Source organism: Thermodesulfobium narugense DSM 14796 (genome assembly GCF_000212395.1).
Classification (GTDB): Bacteria; Thermodesulfobiota; Thermodesulfobiia; order Thermodesulfobiales; family Thermodesulfobiaceae; genus Thermodesulfobium; species Thermodesulfobium narugense.
Map to the genome: position 1 here is coordinate 1,378,097 of NC_015499.1, position 18,161 is coordinate 1,396,257.

General features: G+C 36.0%; 22 protein-coding genes. 8 read left to right on the forward strand and 14 right to left on the reverse strand.

Annotation, left to right across the window (positions count from 1 at the left end):
- Nucleotide 1: 1 nt before the first annotated feature.
- The 7 genes from THENA_RS06800 to THENA_RS06830 form a co-directional block, all read right to left on the reverse strand.
- Nucleotides 2-1,465, reverse strand: coding sequence for a Ni/Fe hydrogenase subunit alpha (locus THENA_RS06800; RefSeq protein WP_407635125.1), 1,464 nt, complete (start codon nt 1,463-1,465; stop codon nt 2-4).
- Nucleotides 1,466-1,626: 161 nt separating this feature from the next.
- On the reverse strand, nt 1,627-2,595 hold the full coding sequence (locus tag THENA_RS06805; RefSeq protein ID WP_013756666.1) for an NADH-quinone oxidoreductase subunit B family protein: 969 nt from the start codon (nt 2,593-2,595) through the stop codon (nt 1,627-1,629).
- A complete protein-coding gene (locus THENA_RS06810) occupies nt 2,595-3,011 on the reverse strand; it encodes a hydrogenase iron-sulfur subunit (RefSeq protein ID WP_013756667.1) in 417 nt (138 codons plus the stop codon). The genes THENA_RS06805 and THENA_RS06810 overlap by 1 nt, the downstream gene beginning before the upstream one ends.
- Nucleotides 3,012-3,033: 22 nt before the next feature.
- Nucleotides 3,034-3,927 (reverse strand): CoB--CoM heterodisulfide reductase iron-sulfur subunit B family protein, encoded by an 894-nt coding sequence (locus tag THENA_RS06815; protein ID WP_013756668.1) that lies wholly within the window; start codon nt 3,925-3,927, stop codon nt 3,034-3,036.
- A 3-nt stretch (nt 3,928-3,930) separates the two neighbouring features.
- Entirely contained in the window at nt 3,931-4,497 is a 567-nt protein-coding gene (locus tag THENA_RS06820) for a 4Fe-4S dicluster domain-containing protein (protein ID WP_013756669.1), read from the reverse strand.
- Between the two features lie 14 nt (nt 4,498-4,511).
- Entirely contained in the window at nt 4,512-4,790 is a 279-nt protein-coding gene (locus tag THENA_RS06825; RefSeq protein ID WP_013756670.1) for a 4Fe-4S binding protein, read from the reverse strand.
- A gap of 21 nt (nt 4,791-4,811) precedes the next feature.
- Complete coding sequence (locus tag THENA_RS06830; RefSeq protein WP_013756671.1) at nt 4,812-6,842, reverse strand: CoB--CoM heterodisulfide reductase iron-sulfur subunit A family protein; 2,031 nt, start codon at nt 6,840-6,842, stop codon at nt 4,812-4,814.
- A gap of 372 nt (nt 6,843-7,214) precedes the next feature.
- On the opposite strand from THENA_RS06830, the gene THENA_RS06835 reads away from it, so the two are divergent.
- From THENA_RS06835 to aroQ, 6 genes are all read left to right on the forward strand, one after another.
- The gene (locus THENA_RS06835) at nt 7,215-9,842 is read left to right on the forward strand and encodes a valine--tRNA ligase (protein ID WP_013756672.1); all 2,628 of its coding nucleotides are present in this window, start codon (nt 7,215-7,217) and stop codon (nt 9,840-9,842) included.
- Entirely contained in the window at nt 9,839-11,122 is a 1,284-nt protein-coding gene (locus THENA_RS06840) for a bifunctional folylpolyglutamate synthase/dihydrofolate synthase (protein ID WP_013756673.1), read from the forward strand. The genes THENA_RS06835 and THENA_RS06840 overlap by 4 nt, the downstream gene beginning before the upstream one ends.
- Nucleotides 11,123-11,138: 16 nt before the next feature.
- Nucleotides 11,139-11,495, forward strand: coding sequence for a sulfite exporter TauE/SafE family protein (locus THENA_RS06845; RefSeq protein ID WP_013756674.1), 357 nt, complete (start codon nt 11,139-11,141; stop codon nt 11,493-11,495).
- Nucleotides 11,492-11,842: a TSUP family transporter gene (locus THENA_RS10195; protein WP_013756675.1), complete on the forward strand. Its 351-nt coding sequence runs from the start codon at nt 11,492-11,494 to the stop codon at nt 11,840-11,842. The genes THENA_RS06845 and THENA_RS10195 overlap by 4 nt, the downstream gene beginning before the upstream one ends.
- 19 nt (nt 11,843-11,861) lie before the next feature.
- Nucleotides 11,862-12,227: a sulfite exporter TauE/SafE family protein gene (locus THENA_RS10200; RefSeq protein WP_013756676.1), complete on the forward strand. Its 366-nt coding sequence runs from the start codon at nt 11,862-11,864 to the stop codon at nt 12,225-12,227.
- A gap of 92 nt (nt 12,228-12,319) precedes the next feature.
- Nucleotides 12,320-12,772, forward strand: coding sequence for a type II 3-dehydroquinate dehydratase (aroQ, locus tag THENA_RS06860; RefSeq protein WP_013756677.1), 453 nt, complete (start codon nt 12,320-12,322; stop codon nt 12,770-12,772).
- Nucleotides 12,773-12,822: 50 nt separating this feature from the next.
- On the opposite strand, the gene mtrB is transcribed toward aroQ, so the two are convergent.
- Genes mtrB through rpsB form a run of 6 tightly spaced genes read right to left on the reverse strand, consistent with a single transcriptional unit; the run spans nt 12,823 to nt 16,494 of the window.
- Complete coding sequence (gene mtrB / locus THENA_RS06865) at nt 12,823-13,077, reverse strand: trp RNA-binding attenuation protein MtrB (protein WP_052296105.1); 255 nt, start codon at nt 13,075-13,077, stop codon at nt 12,823-12,825.
- A 40-nt stretch (nt 13,078-13,117) separates the two neighbouring features.
- The gene (gene hisIE, locus THENA_RS06870; RefSeq protein WP_013756679.1) at nt 13,118-13,768 is read right to left on the reverse strand and encodes a bifunctional phosphoribosyl-AMP cyclohydrolase/phosphoribosyl-ATP diphosphatase HisIE; all 651 of its coding nucleotides are present in this window, start codon (nt 13,766-13,768) and stop codon (nt 13,118-13,120) included.
- Nucleotides 13,765-14,322, reverse strand: a complete 558-nt coding sequence (frr, locus tag THENA_RS06875) for a ribosome recycling factor (RefSeq protein ID WP_013756680.1) — start codon at nt 14,320-14,322, stop codon at nt 13,765-13,767. Before frr ends, hisIE begins: the two co-directional genes overlap by 4 nt.
- A 41-nt stretch (nt 14,323-14,363) precedes the next feature.
- Nucleotides 14,364-15,068 carry a UMP kinase gene (gene pyrH / locus THENA_RS06880; protein WP_013756681.1) on the reverse strand — a complete coding sequence of 235 codons (705 nt, stop codon included), beginning with the start codon at nt 15,066-15,068 and terminating at the stop codon, nt 14,364-14,366.
- A 22-nt stretch (nt 15,069-15,090) separates the two neighbouring features.
- Nucleotides 15,091-15,690 carry a translation elongation factor Ts gene (gene tsf / locus THENA_RS06885; RefSeq protein ID WP_013756682.1) on the reverse strand — a complete coding sequence of 200 codons (600 nt, stop codon included), beginning with the start codon at nt 15,688-15,690 and terminating at the stop codon, nt 15,091-15,093.
- Between the two features lie 60 nt (nt 15,691-15,750).
- On the reverse strand, nt 15,751-16,494 hold the full coding sequence (gene rpsB, locus THENA_RS06890; protein ID WP_013756683.1) for a 30S ribosomal protein S2: 744 nt from the start codon (nt 16,492-16,494) through the stop codon (nt 15,751-15,753).
- A gap of 176 nt (nt 16,495-16,670) precedes the next feature.
- Here rpsB and THENA_RS06895 point away from each other — a divergent pair, with 176 nt between their 5' ends.
- A complete protein-coding gene (locus THENA_RS06895) occupies nt 16,671-17,153 on the forward strand; it encodes a SixA phosphatase family protein (protein WP_013756684.1) in 483 nt (160 codons plus the stop codon).
- Here THENA_RS06895 and THENA_RS06900 read toward each other — a convergent pair.
- Nucleotides 17,150-17,335 carry a rubredoxin gene (locus THENA_RS06900; protein ID WP_013756685.1) on the reverse strand — a complete coding sequence of 62 codons (186 nt, stop codon included), beginning with the start codon at nt 17,333-17,335 and terminating at the stop codon, nt 17,150-17,152. The two genes, THENA_RS06895 and THENA_RS06900, sit on opposite strands and share 4 nt — an antisense overlap.
- Nucleotides 17,336-17,393: 58 nt before the next feature.
- Here THENA_RS06900 and THENA_RS10035 point away from each other — a divergent pair, with 58 nt between their 5' ends.
- A complete protein-coding gene (locus THENA_RS10035; RefSeq protein ID WP_013756686.1) occupies nt 17,394-18,152 on the forward strand; it encodes a hypothetical protein in 759 nt (252 codons plus the stop codon).
- The last annotated feature ends 9 nt before the right edge of the window (nt 18,153-18,161 follow it).

Genomic DNA, 18,161 nt, shown 5'->3' on the forward strand with positions numbered 1-18,161 from the left:
CTTAAAAATTCTTAAGTGTCTTATACAGTTTGCCTTCGCAATCGTATATGTCTATCTGCAAGGGGTCTCTGCCTGGAAGCGCATGAGTAGCACAAGCAAGACAAAGATCATATGGCCTATAAGCTAACTCTACCATATTAAGCAATCCTTCATTCACTACTCCATTCTTAATGAAGTTTTGTGCAGCACGCTTTACAGCTACATTTATTGGACCTTTATTGTGCGTTGTGGCTACAATAAGATTTGCCTTTTCTACAATACCCTTTTCATCAGTTACATAATGATGGATTAACGTGCCTCTTGGAGCTTCTACTATCCCTACCCCTTCAGATGCAGGTCCTAACTTTGACCTTACATCTGGATTGCACAAAGATTCATCTTTAGCTATTTCGCGAATATTTTCAGCAGCGCAAAGAAGCTCTATAGCTCTTGCCCAGTGATAACCCATAATATTGTGAACGGGTTTGTGTCCAAAAACGTCAAACATCTTCTCGTAGGCTTGCTGAGCCAATGGGGTAGGCATTCCACTTGCCACATTCAGTCTTGGAAGCGGACCAACACTATAAAGGCTTGTATCTGGTCCATCAACCACACCCTTCCAACCTTTTTGTTTCAAATACGGCATCTTCAGGTAACTCCATGGTAGAACTCTTTCGGAAATATAGTTAAGGTATTCTTTACCCTTAAACCTTGCAATCTCTTTACCATTTGTATCTATAAATTTCTGCGTGCCATCATAAAAGGCTACTTTGTCGTTTTCATCTACAGAACCAAGATAATTGGTAACTACCTTATATACATCTCCTGTAACCAGCTTTACATATTCAGGGTTTTTAAGAACCACATCTTCAAAAATCTTCAAGGTTAGTTGACCCAACTCTACCATTTCTTCTGCTAGAGCCATTATTTCTTTTCTTTCATCTTGAGTTACCCTCTTTGACCAGCCACCTGGAAGAGCTGCAACTGGATGTATAGGTTTGCCACCTAGCATCTCCAAAATTTTAACTGCTGCATATCTTTTCTTCAAAACTAATTTTCCAGTTTCAGCACCAACAGCATTAACTAAGCCTATAAGATTTCTCTCAGCAGGATTAGCCGTTGGACCTACTACAAAATCGGGAAAACCAAGAGCATATAATATTGCAGCGTGATCTTCCACATAGTGCGCGTTGAAGAATAACTCTCTAATCTTACGGGCTGTAGGAGTGGGCTCTACATTATAAACTCCATCGGATGCCTTCATAGAAGCAGTGAAGTGCACTGCACGACATACTCCACAAATAGTTGAAACTGTTCTTGGAACTTCTTCTATTGGCATCCCTTGCACGAAACGCTCATATCCTCTAAGCTCAACTACCTGAAAGAAAGCGTTATCTACATTTCCTTTCTCGTCTAAGAATATGCTTATTTTGCCATGGCCCTCAAGACGAGTCATAGGATTAATTTCAATCTTTGTCAAACCCATATCATTTCTCACTCCTTCTTTACTTTTCTGTCCACCGTGGAAAAAGCTTAAGATTCCCGAAAAGTCCACCTATCTTCCCCCCTTAGGTACAGAAATATAGGTTTTTGTTTCCCTCATCAAGAAAACTATGGGATATACTTCATAATTAATAAGTATCATCTCTATGCCTTTTTTACTTTTTTGCCCAACATAGACGAAGGAAGCGAGTAACGATAGAACAATTTTACTGGGCTAGGTATTTGCTCTACCAGCTCTTCATTATCAAGTATTGAAGCTATAGCGCTTATTGCTCTCAATCCAAAGTCTTTTACTCCAGGTATTGGTCCGCCGCAACCAGCACATGGAATGTTTACTTTAGTACAAAGAGCCCCACAGTCTCCCTGAGTAATAGGTCCCAGACACATATAACCCTGCTGAAGCAGGCACTTATTTTCATCTGGATCTCCTTCTATTGTCCTTCTAACTTCTTTTACCGTCTCTCTCTTTTCATCTGTATTCCTTGGATTTCTCGGACAAACATCACACACAGCCTTGCCATTAGTTATCCATGAACCTTTAGGAGGCAGTTCACCTTTCAAAATAGCGACAAGGGCATTTAGTACCACAGAATGATGGGGTGGACATCCTCCAATAAAGTAATCAACATCAATCACTGACTGAATAGGCCTTACATAAGGATAAAATTCAGGCAGTGTCAGATCATACTTTCCATCCATAAGATATTGAGGTTGAGGGGTTACACCATCTGGATTGTCGGTACTAAAGGTGTCAAAATATGCAGTTTGGAATATATCTTCTTTTGTGTGCATATTCGCCATACCAGGAATTCCACCCATCGAAGCGCATGCTCCATAAGCAACAACCACGTTGCATTTTGCTCTCATAACCTTAGACATATGTTCATGTTCGCTTAAGCGAATCATACCAGAAATTAGTCCCACATCAACCGATTTATCGGGCATTGCCTCTAAGTCTTTGTATTTTACATCGGCAACTGTAGGCGCCCAAAACACTACTTCAAGAGAGGGCAGCACGTCTACAAGGGTTTCTGAGATATCAACTATAGCCATATCGCATCCGCCACAGGCTCCTGCCATCAAAACGGCTAATCTAAGTTTCTTATCTGCCATTACACTCCCTCCTTCACTTTGCAGGGTCCCAACTCTCTAACGTTCTTTTCAAAAGCAGTCATAGCTTCAGCAAATCTCTTCCCCTCAGAGCCAGAAATCCATTCTAATTGAAATCTTTCTTTCTCTATCCCCATGTCAATAAGAATACGTTTTAACAGATCGAATCTCCTTATAGCTTTATAATTTCCCTCTTTGTAATGGCAGTCTCCTGGGTGACATCCTCCAATAAAGACTCCATCAGCCCCTCTTTTAAAAGCCTCCACCACAAATTCAGGTTCTACCCTACCGCTACAAGGGACTCGTATTATCTTTATATTTGCTGGATAATCATAACGCAAGCTTCCTGCAAGATCAGCCCCCTGATAAGTACACCAGTTACATGCAAAAACTATTAAGTTAGGCGTCCATTCGCTCATAATTTATTGAACCTCCATAATACTAATTTATCTTCTTTAGCTTTCCTAATATTCCATTCAGATCCGTTGTGCTAAGTCCTACAACCTGCTGCGGATCCGCCCCCAAACAAAGAGCCAATAACTGTACATAGTGAACAGAAGGTATCTCATAATCAATCATCTTATCTTTCTTCATAGGAGCCTGAGCAGTGTCAAACTGGATTAAGCAAGAGCTGCATCCTGTAACCAAAAGATCTGCCTTTATTTCATCTTTCATAGAATCAAGTTTAGTTTTTACCAACTTGTAGGAAGCCTCAACGTTTGTAGAACGCATTCCTCCCATTCCGCAACAATCTATAATGCGACTATAATAAGGAGCAGAAGCTCCCAATGCTTCACACAACTCCCTTAGCATAACTGGATGAAATGGATCCCTTTCCCCCTCTAAATATGCTTCACTTGGCCAAAGTGAATGACAACCTGGTTGAACACCAATAGTCACTCCCTCTAAATTATATTTCAATGCATTTTTAATTCTCTCAATGCCTATTTCGTTGTACAAAAAGTTGGTTGCAAGTCTAATTCTTGTAGTTCCCTTATATTCTTTTCCAATTGCCTTAAGCATCTCGTTAACTTTTTCTTTAAGTTCTGGTTTTTTATCTAGTTTATATTTAGTCTCAGACAAGCTCCCATAGCAACTGCCACAAACCGTAACCATATCAACATTCTTTTCTTCAGAAATTATAAAGTTACGTGCACCTAAAGCGTACCAACCAGCCTCGTCAACAGAAGGCATTGTCCCCCAGGTTGGACAACAGGATTGGCCATCCAGATCGTCAATTTCAACGTTAAGAGCATTTAAAACGAAACGAAATGCCTTTTCTAGATCTGGTCTATTAAATGCGGTATTACATCCTATAAAAAATCCTACTTTCATCGGCTACACCTCACAACAAGTGACATCAGATAAACCTGAATCCATTGGAATAATTCCCAACGAAGACAAGGCTGACTTGTTCATTAGAATTCTTAGTTCTTTTAGAGCCTGTGCATTACTTGCCGTTGTAGGAGGCTTTTCCGGCAAACCTATTTTCTTCCTAATTTCCCCTGCGTTAGAAAAGTATACAGCATGACCCACATCATATAGGGATTTTAAGCCTTCTACTGCAAGGGTTGGCAACGCAAACTCTCTAATTGCAGAACGCCTCATTGCCATAACCACGCCGAAAGGCTCTACCTTTCTTGGGCATACCTCAGTACATCTATTGCATGCTTGACAAGCCCAGATCGAGCTATCGTCAAGCAAGATCTCCTTTTGACCTATTAGAATTGACTGAATAATACGTTTATTAAAAAATTCAAAGCCCGCAAGAACCATTGGACACGCAGCGGCACACTTAGCGCACTGGATACAATCCAATAATTCCTCTGCTCCAAGTTTCATTATCTCATCAGAAAAACCTAGCTCACCCTCTGAAATATTAAGAACTTCTATTGCTTCAGCCACTAACGTTCACCTCCTTAAAAAGTCAAATTCTCTATTTGAGATTCAATTTCTTCAGTAGTAAAGCCCTCTAAAATTATTGCTCTAGAAGGACATGCAGCCACACATACCCCACATCCTGTACAAAGTGCTGGGTCTATGTGCGCCCTCTTCTTGCCCTTGTATTCTATCCAGGTAATAGCAGAGTAAGAACATAATGGCAAGCAAACACCACATCCACTACATTTATCAGGATTAATTTCTGAGACTAAAGCTTCGATGTTATCTGTAAGTTTAGGGATCTCAGTTACTGCCATTACCGTTCACCTCCTCATTTTTTAAAAAGTAAGGGCCTCTATTTGTGATTCAATTTGTTCAGTTGTAAAGCCGTGCAAAGTTATTGCCCTAGAAGGACATGCTGAAGCACATACCCCACATCCTGTACAAAGTGCTGGGTCTATGTGCGCCCTCTTCTTATCACCATATTCCTTCCAACTAATAGCAGAGTATGGACAAAGCGGGAGACATATACCGCATCCGCTACATTTGTCAGGGTTAACCTCAGAAATTAAAGGCTCTACTACAACTCTGCCTGCAGTCAATGGCACTGCTGCTGCTGCAGCTGCTGCTCTAGCTTGAGATACGCTTTCTGGAATATCTTTTGGCCCTTGAGCGCAGCCAGCGATGTAGATCCCTTTAACTGAGGTCTCTACAGGATAGAGCTTAGTATGTAATTCTTTTAGGAACCCTTCTCCACCACATTGTATTCCAAGCTTTCTTCCAAGCTCTTCTATTCCAGGTGGAGGCTCGATTGCTGTAGCAAGAATAACCATATCAGATTCTAATTCCACAGGAGCTCCCATATCAACGTCATATGCGCGCACGCGCAAACGATCGCCTGGTAACTCGTCTACCCCTCCCACACGGCCTCTTATCACTCTGATACCAAGTTCTCTGCAGTAAGTATAATATTCCTCAAAATCCTTACCTGCAGTACGCACGTCGATAAAGAATATATAGACGTTAAGATCTGGATATTTCTCTTTAATTAATCTTGCCTCTTTTAACATATACATACAACAAACTTTGGAACAATAGCGATGATAATTCTTATCTCTGCTACCCACACATGAAATGAATGCAACTGTCTTGGGATGCTGATTGTCAGATGGTCTAAGAAGTTCGCCTTCCGTTGGACCAGTAGCAGAAAGTATTCTTTCAAACTGCAGCGAAGTAAGTACATTAGGCGATTGAGGAGAATACTCTTTGAATGGAGTCTTGTCCATAGCCTTAAATCCAGTTGCTGCGATAATCGTGCCAACTTTTATTTCAATTATTTGACCGTTAGGATCCCATGGTTTAGATCTATCGCATGCACCAGTTGGACACGCCTTTTCACAAGGAGCCAAAATTGGCTCTCCCGTTTTTGGATGAGTTTTTGGTTGAGTTCCAATAGTTCTGGCTGCACAGTTCAAACAGTGATCTATATCTACCACTGCCTTTTTGGGCACAGCCTGAGGAAATTCAATATATACGGCCTTTCTTTTGTCCATATTTTCATTAAACTCATTATCTACTTTGCCTGGACAGGCCTCTACACAAGCACCACAACCAGTGCATTTATCCCAATCAATATAGGTCTGCTTTTTACGCACAAGAACTTTGAAATTTCCTATAGATCCATCTATTGATTCCACTTCTGAATAAGTCAGAAGTTCAATATTTGGGTGCGTTCCAGCCGAAACCATTATTGGAGTCAAAATACATGCTGAACAATCGTTTGTAGGGAAAGTTTTATCAAGTTTTGCCATATTTCCGCCAATTGAGGGTTGCCTGTCAAGTAGATAAACCTTATAGCCCATATTGGCAATATCAAGAGCAGCAAAAATGCCTGATACACCCGCCCCAATCACGAGAGTAGCTTTTGTGACATCGACATAAGAATCTTCTAAAGGTTCAGCTAATCTTACTTTAGCTACAGCACTTGCAACCAATTTTTTTGCTTTCTCTGTAGCCCCTGCTTTGTCATGCCAGTGTGCCCAGCTATCCTGGTCTCTAATATTAGCCATTTCAAAGAAATACTTGTTTAAGCCTGCATCTGCTACAGCTTTTCTAAAGATTGGTTCGTGAGTTCTGGGCGTACACGCAGCAACAACAACTCTGTTTACAACACCATTTCTAATGTCTTCTTTGATTAACTCCTGCCCTGGGTCAGAACACATAAACATGTAATCTCTTGCAATGGCAACGTTGGGTAAAGATTCAGCAAATTTTCTGACCGCTTCGACGTCTACTGCACCTGCGATATTTTCACCGCAATGACATACGTAGACACCAATTTTAAGAGCATCTTCCCCGCTAGCACTCATACTCATCCCTCCTTGAGATTTTATAAAAACCGTCCTAAATTAAGTTTAAACTACTGATATACTAGTGTCAATTGTGATTTAAACAATTAAAAATAAAAATATAATTATTCAATTTTCACTAAAAAATTAATTTAATTATTAAAATAGCTTTATTTAAAGCCATTAAATTAATATAGATAGGTTAAAATATTTATAAAATTAACTAATAACGCAGTTTTACTTATACATTAATAAATAAAGCTTATTATAAAAATAAGCCATCAATTTTATAACGAAATTTTGATATCCGTTGGTAAATTTTTTTTAAAATTTTACAAACCATTGTAAATTATTTAAAATAAGTAAAACTAATAAAGAAGGAGTAAAAATTCTATGGACAAAACATACCAACACAACATTACAGAGCAAAAAGTATTAAATTTTTGGCTAGAAAATCATATTTATCATGCTGATGTAAATTCTGACAAAAAAGCTTTTTCCATAGTAATACCCCCGCCAAATGTAACAGGGTCTCTACACTTAGGGCATGCTCTTGATGATACGCTTCAAGACATAATTTGCAGGTATAAGAGGTTAAGAGGGTACGAAGTGTTATGGCTACCAGGAACAGATCATGCAGGTATAGCCACCCAAAACGTCGTTGAAAAAATGTTACAAAAGAAAGGCATTACCAGACATCAGCTTGGTAGAGAAAAGTTCGTAGAAAAGGTATGGGAATGGAAAGAACAATATGGGCAAAGAATTATTAATCAATTAAAGTCTTTAGGCGCTTCGTGTGATTGGGATAGAGAAAGGTTTACAATGGACGAGGTGCTCTCCAAATCTGTAAAAAAAGCTTTTGTAACACTTTACAATATGGGGTTGATATATAAAGGTACAAGAATAATAAATTGGTGCCCTAGATGCTCTACTGCTTTAGCAGATCTAGAAGTAGAACATGAAGAGAAAGAAGACAAATTATATTTTGTAAGATATAGATTCTTTGAAAATCCAGATCAGTTCATTACAATAGCAACTACAAGACCTGAGACTATTTTTGCAGACACAGCGGTAGCTGTAAATCCAAAAGATGAAAGATACAAATCTCTAATAGGGAAAAAAGTAATTGTTCCAATGTCTGAAAGAGTAGTAGAAATTATCTGTGATGAAAGAGTAGAAACAGACTTTGGCACAGGAGTTTTAAAGATAACGCCTGGGCACGATCCTACAGACTTTGAAATTGGTTTAGATCACAATCTTGAGGTATTAATAGCTATCAATTCTGATGGAAAGATGACTGAAATTGCTGGTGAATTAAGGGGCTTAGATCGAGAAATTGCAAGAAAAAAATCTGTAGATATTCTTAGGAAAATCGGATCTCTTGAGAAGGTTGAAGATCTAAAACACACAGTTGGGCATTGTTACAGGTGCAAAACGGTAATTGAGCCTTATGTATCTGAACAATGGTTTGTAAAAAGTGCACCTCTTGCAAAAAAAGCAATAGATGCAGTAAAAAGTGATATTATTCAATTCTTTCCAGAAAGATGGGAGAAAATATACTTCGATTGGCTTGAAAATATAAAAGATTGGTGTATATCAAGGCAGATTTGGTGGGGTCACAGGATACCTGCTTGGTATTGCAACAACTGCAATGAGATTATTGTTTCTGAAGACGAACCAAAGAAGTGTCCAAAATGTAATTCAAGCGACTTAAGACAGGATGAAGATGTATTGGATACATGGTTCTCTTCTTCACTATGGCCTTTCTCTACAATGGGATGGCCAGATAATACTCCAGAATTAAAAAAGTTCTTCCCCACAAGCGTTCTTGTTACTGGTTTTGACATAATATATTTTTGGGTAGCGAGAATGATTATGATGAGCATTGCTTTAACTGGTAAAGAGCCATTCAAAAATGTTATAATCCACGGTTTAGTAAGAGATTCTCAAGGCAGAAAAATGAGCAAATCTGTTGGAAACGTCATTGATCCGATGGATATCATTGAAGAATCAGGTGCAGATGCACTGAGATTCTCTTTAGCTAGCCTTTCAAACCCCGCTGGCCAAGACATAAAGATGTCCAAAGAAAAGGTTAAAGGGGCGCGTAACTTCGCTAACAAGCTTTGGAATACAGCAAGATTCGTTTTAGGATACGAAAAATATTTTACTAACTACAATATATCAATTGAAGATATTAATGATATGGAACCTGAAGACATTTGGATACTTTCAAGATCAATCTCGGTTATAAAAAATTTGTGCCAAAAATTAGATGAATATAATTTTTCGGCAGCTTCTACAGAAGTTTATAATTTTATATGGGATGAATTTTGCGATTGGTATATCGAGCTTACCAAGTTCAGAATAAATAACAATTTTAAAAGTGTACTAGCTATAAAAGTGCTATTTTATGTTTTCAAACAATCTTTAATTATGTTACATCCTTTTATGCCATTTATTACTGAAGATTTGTATAGAAGATTGCCGGAAAACAAGGGTTCAATAACCTTTGAAACCTTGAAAAAGTTTGATTATCCGTTAAATTTAGAAAAACTTAAAAATATGAATGCTCTTATTGAAGCTACCAAATGTACACGAAAATTAAGAAGTGAATATAAGGTTGCACCAAATCATATAACTGAACCTATCTTAGTTATGTCAGATGATATTAAGAGTAACTTTATTTCTGAAATGGAAAAGTATTGCTTTCTTACAAAATCCGAAAATCCGAAAATTTCATCGGAAATACCAACAAACTTAAAGGGGTACGCTATAGAAAGAGACTCTTCTATTACTGTCTTATTATATCTGAAGAAGGAAGAGCAAGAAAGAAGCAGAGAATTAATAGAAAAAAATCTTCAAAAGTTGTTAAAAGAATCCGAAATTTCAGAACAAAGGTTAAGCGATCCTAACTTTTTAAATTCAGCTCCTAAGGAGGTAATAGAATCCGAAAAAGAAAAGTTAGATAACCAAAAAAAATCAATTGAAATCCTAGAAAGAAAATTAAGTTTCTTAAAATGAGTGAAAAAAATTTTATTAATTTAATCAGAACTATTTCAGTAGAACACTGGAATTTTGGCCTTGAAAGAGTTAAAAATGCTCTTGAATTATTGGGATTAAATAAATTGCCTTACAAAACAGTACTAGTCGGCGGGACAAACGGCAAAGGTTCTACAGTTAAATTTATACAACACATATTGGTAGAACATGGTATAAAAACAGGGCTTTTTACCTCTCCTCATTTAATTGAATATAACGAGAGATTCAATATTAACTTGAACAACCTCCCCTATCCTGTTTTAATTGAAGGACTCAATGAAATAAAAGATAAGATAAAAACCTTAAACTTAACCGAGTTTGAAGTTCTTACAATATTAGCTCTTTACTTATTCAAAAAACTCTCAGTTGACGTTTGTATTCTTGAAGTTGGTTTAGGCGGTAGACTTGACGCCACAAATGCTATAGAACCTGATATCAGCGTGTTAACGAAAATAGATATCGATCACAGAAATTATCTCGGAAACACAATAGAAGAAATAGTAAAAGAAAAGACAAAAATTTCTAGAAAAGATAAAAAATTAATTATTGCAAAACAAAATAATGAAACCCTTAACCTAATACTTGAAGATATTGATTTGATTGGTTCAAACCCAATTTTATCAGATGACGAAGTGAAAACAAAATTTAAATCAAATAAAGTAAAGTTTATTTTTAATGAGTTTGAAACAGATTATATAACACCATCTCTTATAGCTGATTATCAGATAGAGAATATGAAGACTGCTCTTGTCACTTCTTATATCTTTTTAAGAGATTTACTTAATGTAAGATTTGAACATCAAAAATTTCAAAGGGCAATAGAGCAAACTAGCTGGCCAGGAAGATTTCAAATAATTAAAAGAAGCCCTTTATTATTGCTCGACGGATCTCACAATCCATCAGGTTTTAAAGCTTTAAGTAAATCATTAGAAAAAATTTTGAAATATGAAAAAGCAATTTTTATTGTTGGAATTTTAAAGGATAAGGATGCAGAAAATATGATAGATAAGATTATTCCGTTTTCAAAAGAAATAATATTTACTCAGGTACCATCGAATAGAACAATGACTTTAGAAGATTACAAAAAGATCTTTAGTAATCTTAATTTTACTTATATGAATATCGAAGAAGTAAAAATGTTTATTTTAGAACGTTGTCCTTTTGAAAACATAGTGGTCTGTGGTTCACTTTATCTGATAGGTGAGATCTTAAAAACTTTTCAGCAAAACAGCAATTCAAATATTAACTTAACTGCTAACTAAATAAAGGGGTATGAAAATGAAAGAAAAGTTGAAGTTTATAATTTTTGGAATATTAGGAGGATTGGCTTCAGGACTACTTGGAATTGGGGGTGGTTTAGTATTTGTTCCTCTTTTAACAAACTATGCCGAATACTCTCAAAAAGAGGCGCATGCCACTTCGCTTGGCGCAATTATTCCTGCAGGTATTGCAGGCGCTCTTATATACAATGTAAATGGCCTAAACAACCTTGCAGACAGCATCTATCTGGCTTTAGGAGGCATTTTAGGTGCTCAAATCGGTTCAAGAGCAATGTACAAATTTTCAAACAAATGGCTTAGAAAGGCGTTTGGAGTCTTTCTCTTATTAATGAGTATAAGGATGGTGTTAAAGTGAACGTTATAATATTTCTTGTCATAGGACTTTTTACAGGTATTGTTAGCGGAATGATGGGAGTTGGAGGCGGGCTTGTGATGATACCCGCAATGGTGCTTCTTATGTCTATTCCTCAAAGTATGGCACAAGGCATATCACTGGCCGCAATAGTGCCAATAAGCCTGATGGGTGCATGGGTACATTTTAAGAAGGGAGGATTAAAAAAAGACGCTATTTGGATTGGTTTAGGAGCAGTGCTTGGCGCATCTATTACAAGCAGCATAATTCCGTATATACCTATAAACGCTTTAAAAATAATATTTTCTTTAGTTTTATTTTATTTTGCTTTAAGGATGATATTGAAATAATTTTAAGAGGTGAAACAGTTTGAACAAACGCAAACTTTTACTAGTCTTCATCGGTCTGTGTGGGGGTATGGCATCTGGATTGCTTGGTATAGGTGGCGGTATAATATTTGTTCCCTTACTGATTTCAATTGCAAAATTTAATCAAAAGGATGCTCATGCTACATCAGTAGGCGCCATAGTGCCTGCTGTAATAGTCGGAGCTGCGATTTACGGATTAAACAAATTTGACAATTTAGGTGACAGCATATATTTAGGTGTAGGCGGTATTATAGGAGCTCAGATTGGTGCAAGACTAATGTACAAAATTTCAAACAAACAGCTTAAAAAAGGGTTTGGAATTTTACTTGTAATAGTTGCTATCAGGATGATTATGTCATGGGTATAATCATTGCAAAGCTATTATATCTTTTGAGATGATATTTTCCTTTATCCTTTTGTTTTTAGCAGTAAGAATGATTATTTTTTAGGAGGTAGATTATGAAGAAAATATTAGTTATAAATGGTCCAAACCTTAATATGTTAGGAACTAGGGAACCAAATATTTACGGCAGTATTACTCTACATGGTTTGGAAGAGTTAATATTAAACTTCGCAAAGGAACTTGAAATGAAAGTAGACTTCTTTCAGTCAAATCATGAAGGCGATATTATAGATAAAATTCATAGGACTTTCGATGCATATGATGCTTTTATAATTAATCCAGGTGCTTTCACTCACTATTCCTATGCAATAAGGGATGCTATAGCCTCAATTACTATCCCTGTTATAGAAGTACATCTCTCAAACGTTCATGCAAGAGAAGAGTTTAGAAAATCATCAGTAATAGCACCAGTTTGTCTTGGCCAAATAAGCGGATTAGGCGAACTATCCTATATAGCTGCTATAGTTGCCCTGGACAAATATTTACAAAAGTTAGAAAAAAGGGCGTAATAATTTAAATTTAATAATTATAACTATTTATTGATATTATTTTATTGAGACTACTCCTTTTCGGGCATTCCTGAATATACTATTCCGTACTTTGTAAGTATTTTTGCCTTACCTCTTACTTTCATTGCTGAAGTATTATCAGTGAACTGCGCTATCACCACTTCGCCCGCGTCAATTCTTTCAGAATGATGAAATTTTGTTTCTTTTCCTCTTGTCATACCAGATATCATTACCCCATCAGCCAAAGCTTTTATTACTACATAATCTGCTAAGGTAGAAATAGGCTTTGTATCAAGAGGAAGCATAAAGTTTTCTACCTTTTCCTCCATGTTATTGTTATCTGATTTATCCATTTTTCTCATCCTTCTTTCTTCTAATTAATTCTTCATAAATATTATCAAAGCTTAAACCAAAGGTATAAAGTGAAAGAGCTAAATGAAAATATAGGTCTGTTATCTCGTAAACAAATTCACTTCTATCTTCTTTCATACCAGCTATAATTGCCTCAACAGCTTCTTCCCCAAGTTTTTGAAGTATCCTGCTTTTTCCTTTGTTAAGTAGTCTGCTAACATATGAATCTGGTTTTGGACTTTCTTCTCTATCTTTAAAAACAGAAAATAGATATGGCAAGACAGCTGACTTAGACTTTGCTTCTACTAATTTGTTATTGTCTATCTTCCTATAAAAACAGCTTCTGTTTCCTGTATGACAGGCAATTCCTCCAACTTGCTCTACCAAAACAAGAAGAGTGTCCTCATCGCAATCAATTCTTATCTCTTTAACCCTTTGGATATGACCGCTTGTCTCGCCTTTATGCCATAAGCACTTTCTCGATCTGCTGTAAAACCACGTTTCGTTAGTTTCAATTGTCTTTTTTAAGGATTCCTCGTTCATATACGCCATCATTAAAACTTCTAACGTATAAAAATCCTGAACAATAGCAGGAACCAGGCCAGAATTATCAAATTTAATTTTGGATACTATATCATCTATCAATCGTTTAGTATCTCCTTTTCCTTGTTAGAAAGAAGTTTATCAATTTCTTGAATATAAGAATCCGTTATTTTTTGAAATTCGTTTTTAAATCTCTTCAGATCATCTTCTGAAATCTCTTTATTTTTTGCTCTTTTCTCCAGAATTTCAAGTTCGTCTCGCCTTATGTTTCTCACAGCTACCCTAGCCTCTTCAGCCATCTTTTTTACAACTTTTACAAGCTCCTTCCTTCTCTCTTGAGTTAGAGTAGGAATCACTATTCTCAAAACCATCCCATCTACTTGAGGAGTAAGTCCTAAATCAGATAATCTAATTGCTTTATCCACTGCTTGAAGAGCATTCTTATCGTAAACGTTTATGAGGAGTGTCCTTGCATCTTGTTGCGAAACATTCGCAAGTTGTTTGATGGGAACAGTGGTTCCATAATAATCAACTTTTACGTGATCTAAAAGAGCAGGAGATGCTCTTCCTGTTCTTACAGAAGCAAACTCTTTTGAAAGATTATCAACAGCTTTTGACATTCTCTGTCTTAAGTGTTCTATTTCTTTTGAATTCAATTAATACACCTCCTTTTTTCAGATGTTAATTGAAAAATTATCTAATAAACTAGCGTGCCTACCTTTTCTCCCTTTAGAGCTTTTTCTATATTGCCAGGTTCAAGCAAACTAAACACCACTATAGGTATTTTATTATCCATACACATAGATATTGCAGTAGTGTCCATTACAGAAAGACCTTCTTTAAGCACATCCATATATTTTAGTTTATCAAACTTTACAGCACCAGGATTTAGCTTGGGATCAGCATTATAAACGCCATCAACAGACGTAGCTTTAAAAATAACATCAGCGCCAATCTCTGCTGCCCTTAATGCAGCTGCAGTATCAGTAGTAAAATAAGGACTTCCTGTCCCAGCTGCAAATATTACTACTCTACCTTTTTCTAAATGCCTTATAGCTCTACGCCTAATATACGGCTCCGCTACTTCTCTTATCTCAATTGCAGTCTGTACTCTGGTTTGAACCCCTCTTCTCTCAAGAGCATCCTGCAGAGCAAGCGCATTAATTACAGTAGCAAGCATTCCCATATGATCTGCCGTAGCTCTATCCATACCAAGAGCTACTCCCGATAACCCTCTAAAAATATTCCCCCCTCCCACAACTATAGCAATTTGTATATCCTCATTAGAGACGTTATAAATTTGCCTTGCCAAATCGGTCAAGACTTCAGAATCAAGGCCGTATCCCTTTTTACCCATTAGCGCTTCACCGCTTAATTTCAATAAAACTCTTCTAGAACTCATAAGACCCCCTCCTGATAAGTTTTTATACGCTCTCTCCTAAAGAAAAACGAGTAAATCTCCTTACAACAATATTTTCCCCCACTTTAGCAATCATCTGGTTTATCAAATCAGAAATCTTAATAGAAGGGTCTTTCACAAAGGGTTGTTCTAAAAGACAAACCTCTTCATAAAATTTATTAATCCTGCCTTCTACAATTTTATCAATCATATTTTCTGGTTTGCCTTCCTGCCTTGCCTGATTTCTAAGAATTTCTTTTTCAGAATTGAGTACTTCTTCTGAAACGTGTTCTTTAGAAATATAAATGGGATTAGACGCTGCAATCTGAAGGGCAATATCATGTGCGAGATTCAAAAATTCATCTGTTCTTGCAACAAAATCAGTCTCGCAATTAAGCTCCAAAAGTACTCCAATTTTTTTATTTTGATGAATATAAGCTTCAATTATCCCTTCTTTTGCTTCTTTGCCAGCCCTTTTAGCAGCCTTCGCAAGCCCTTTTTCTCGCAAGTATTTTATTGCTTTCTCCATATCACATGAACATTCCTGTAAAGCTTTTTTGCAGTCCATAATTCCTGCTCCAGTTCTCTCTCTTAATTCTTTAACAATTTCACTTTTTATTTCCACTTTATATCTACTCCTTAAAAATAATTTGTTATATAAATTTCAAATTAGTATTTATAATATTTATACTGCTTCTTCAGTACTTTCCTGGAATTCTTTACTTTCAGATATTTCAATAGCATCTTGTCCTTGTTTTGCTTCTATAATTGCATCAGCAATCTTCCCAGCAATAAGCTTTATAGCCCTAATTGCATCATCATTAGCTGGAATTATACAGTCAACTAAATCGGGGTCACAATTGGTATCTACTATACCTATAACAGGTATACCAAGCTTTCTTGCTTCAAGAACTGCTATTTGATCCTTCTTTATATCGGCTACAAATAGAGCTCCAGGCAATCTGTTCATATTTTTCATGCCTCCAAGACTGCTTTGAAGCTTAGCAAGTTCCTTTTTCAATTTCATAGCTTCTTTTATAGGATATAAATCTATTCTTCCGCTTGACTGAAGCTCTTCTAATTCTTTCAATCTTGCAATTCTGCTCGTAATTGTTACAAAATTTGTGAGTGTACCACCAAGCCATCTAGTATTTACATAAGGCGATCCACACCTTATGGCCTCTTCCTTAATAGCATCTTGAGCCTGTCTTTTAGTCCCAACAAACAAAATTTCTTCGCCTTCAGAAGCAATTTTCCTAGCAAAATCATAAGCTACTTCAAAACAACGAAGAGTTTTTTGGAGATCAATAATATAGATCCCATTTCTTGCAGTAAAGATGTAAGGTTTCATTTTAGGATTCCACCTTCGCGTTTGGTGTCCAAAATGCACCCCTGCTTCTAAAAGCTGTTTCATAGAAATTATTGACACTACAACCTCCTTAAATATACCTCCGCCAAAAGAAAAAAAAAATTGGCGTGCGAATTTACCGAACAATCGGCTAGAAAAGTTTATCACAAAACATTATATTCAGTAAAGACTCCAAATTTTCTTTTAAGTGTTAAAATAAATTAACTTCTTCTTTTCGAATTTTGGAGGATCTTTTTATGGAAATAGTTTTTGTAAGGCACAGCAACGCTGAAACCATTGGCATAGAACAGAAAGATTTTGACAGAAAACTAACCCCAAAGGGTATTAAAAAAGCAAAAAAAATTGCAAAAGGCCTAAAAAAAATTTTTAACAACGAAACTGTTGAAATCTGGACTAGCCCTGCTCAAAGAGCATTCCAAACATCAAAAATAATAGCAGAAGCTTTAAAATGTGAAAATCTAAAAGAAATGGATTCTCTTTGGGAAAGTGATTTTATAAAATTTTTGCACGATATAAAAAATATAAACGAGAACGTAAAATTAATATGCGTAGGGCATCAACCCACACTTACAGACTGGGTTAAAAGCCTTACAGGTTCAATAGTACCATTTAAGAAGTGTTCATGTTTAAGCATCACAATAGATCCCACAAATCCTCATTCTGGAACTCTTAATTGGCTCTTTGATGTAAAATTTATAGAAAAGATTTTAGATATTTAAATTTTGCCCTGGTAATCTTCTTCGTTCTTACCCTCTTTAAATGTATCTTTCGCTGCATCACACCATGGACATTTCCAATCTTGAGTCAAGTCTTCAAATGGGGTGCCAGGAGGAATACCGTTTTCAAGATCGCCAAAATTTGGATTGTATTCATAACCACACATACAATGAAAAATTTTCAAGTTTACCTCCAATTAAATTAATTCTTATTATCATTATAACAAAATTAAAGGAGAGAGGATGTTAAGAAAAAAAGTTTGTAAAAAATGCAATACGATAAATTTTGCTGATGCAAAGTTTTGTAGAAATTGTGGCAGTCCATTAATAACGGCCCCGAAAGACATAATAAATGAATCAAATAACATCAAAAACGATGATTTCAAACTTTCTACACCAATTGGAGGTCCTGCGTGGGCCTTTCAATTACTACTTTCAAATTGGGCAAAAAAACATGAAGAAAAATATTCAAAATATATTAATAATATTAATAAATTCAAACCATTAAAAACTTTATTATATTCAATTGTCCTGGCAAAAAATATCTATAAGGAGTTTGTTTTCGATAAAAAAAACAACAGTTTAGCCTTAATTTATATAAGCTTATATACCTTAAATTTTCTAATCGGATACATTTTTTCTCTAAGCTTCAAGGCAAATTTTTTATTAATAGCAGTACTCTTAAGCTTCACAGAAGCTATAATAATATTTTTTAAAATTTTAGCATCACAGTTTTTGGTCTACACGCTTATTAGGGTATCTTTCCCAAGTGATTTGTTCATAAGACTAATTGCTATTACATGTGCACCATTATTTATTAGCTTTATACCCTATAGTTGGGAAATTTTGAAAATTTATATATTTTTTACTCAAGCAATTGGTATTAGGGATATAACAAATTGTTCAACATCAAAGTCTTTTTTCATAAGCCTATGTTTATCACTAGTAGACGTCATTATTTGGGGAACACTTAGCCCTTATATCCACTCTATTAAGTTTTAGATTTATTAA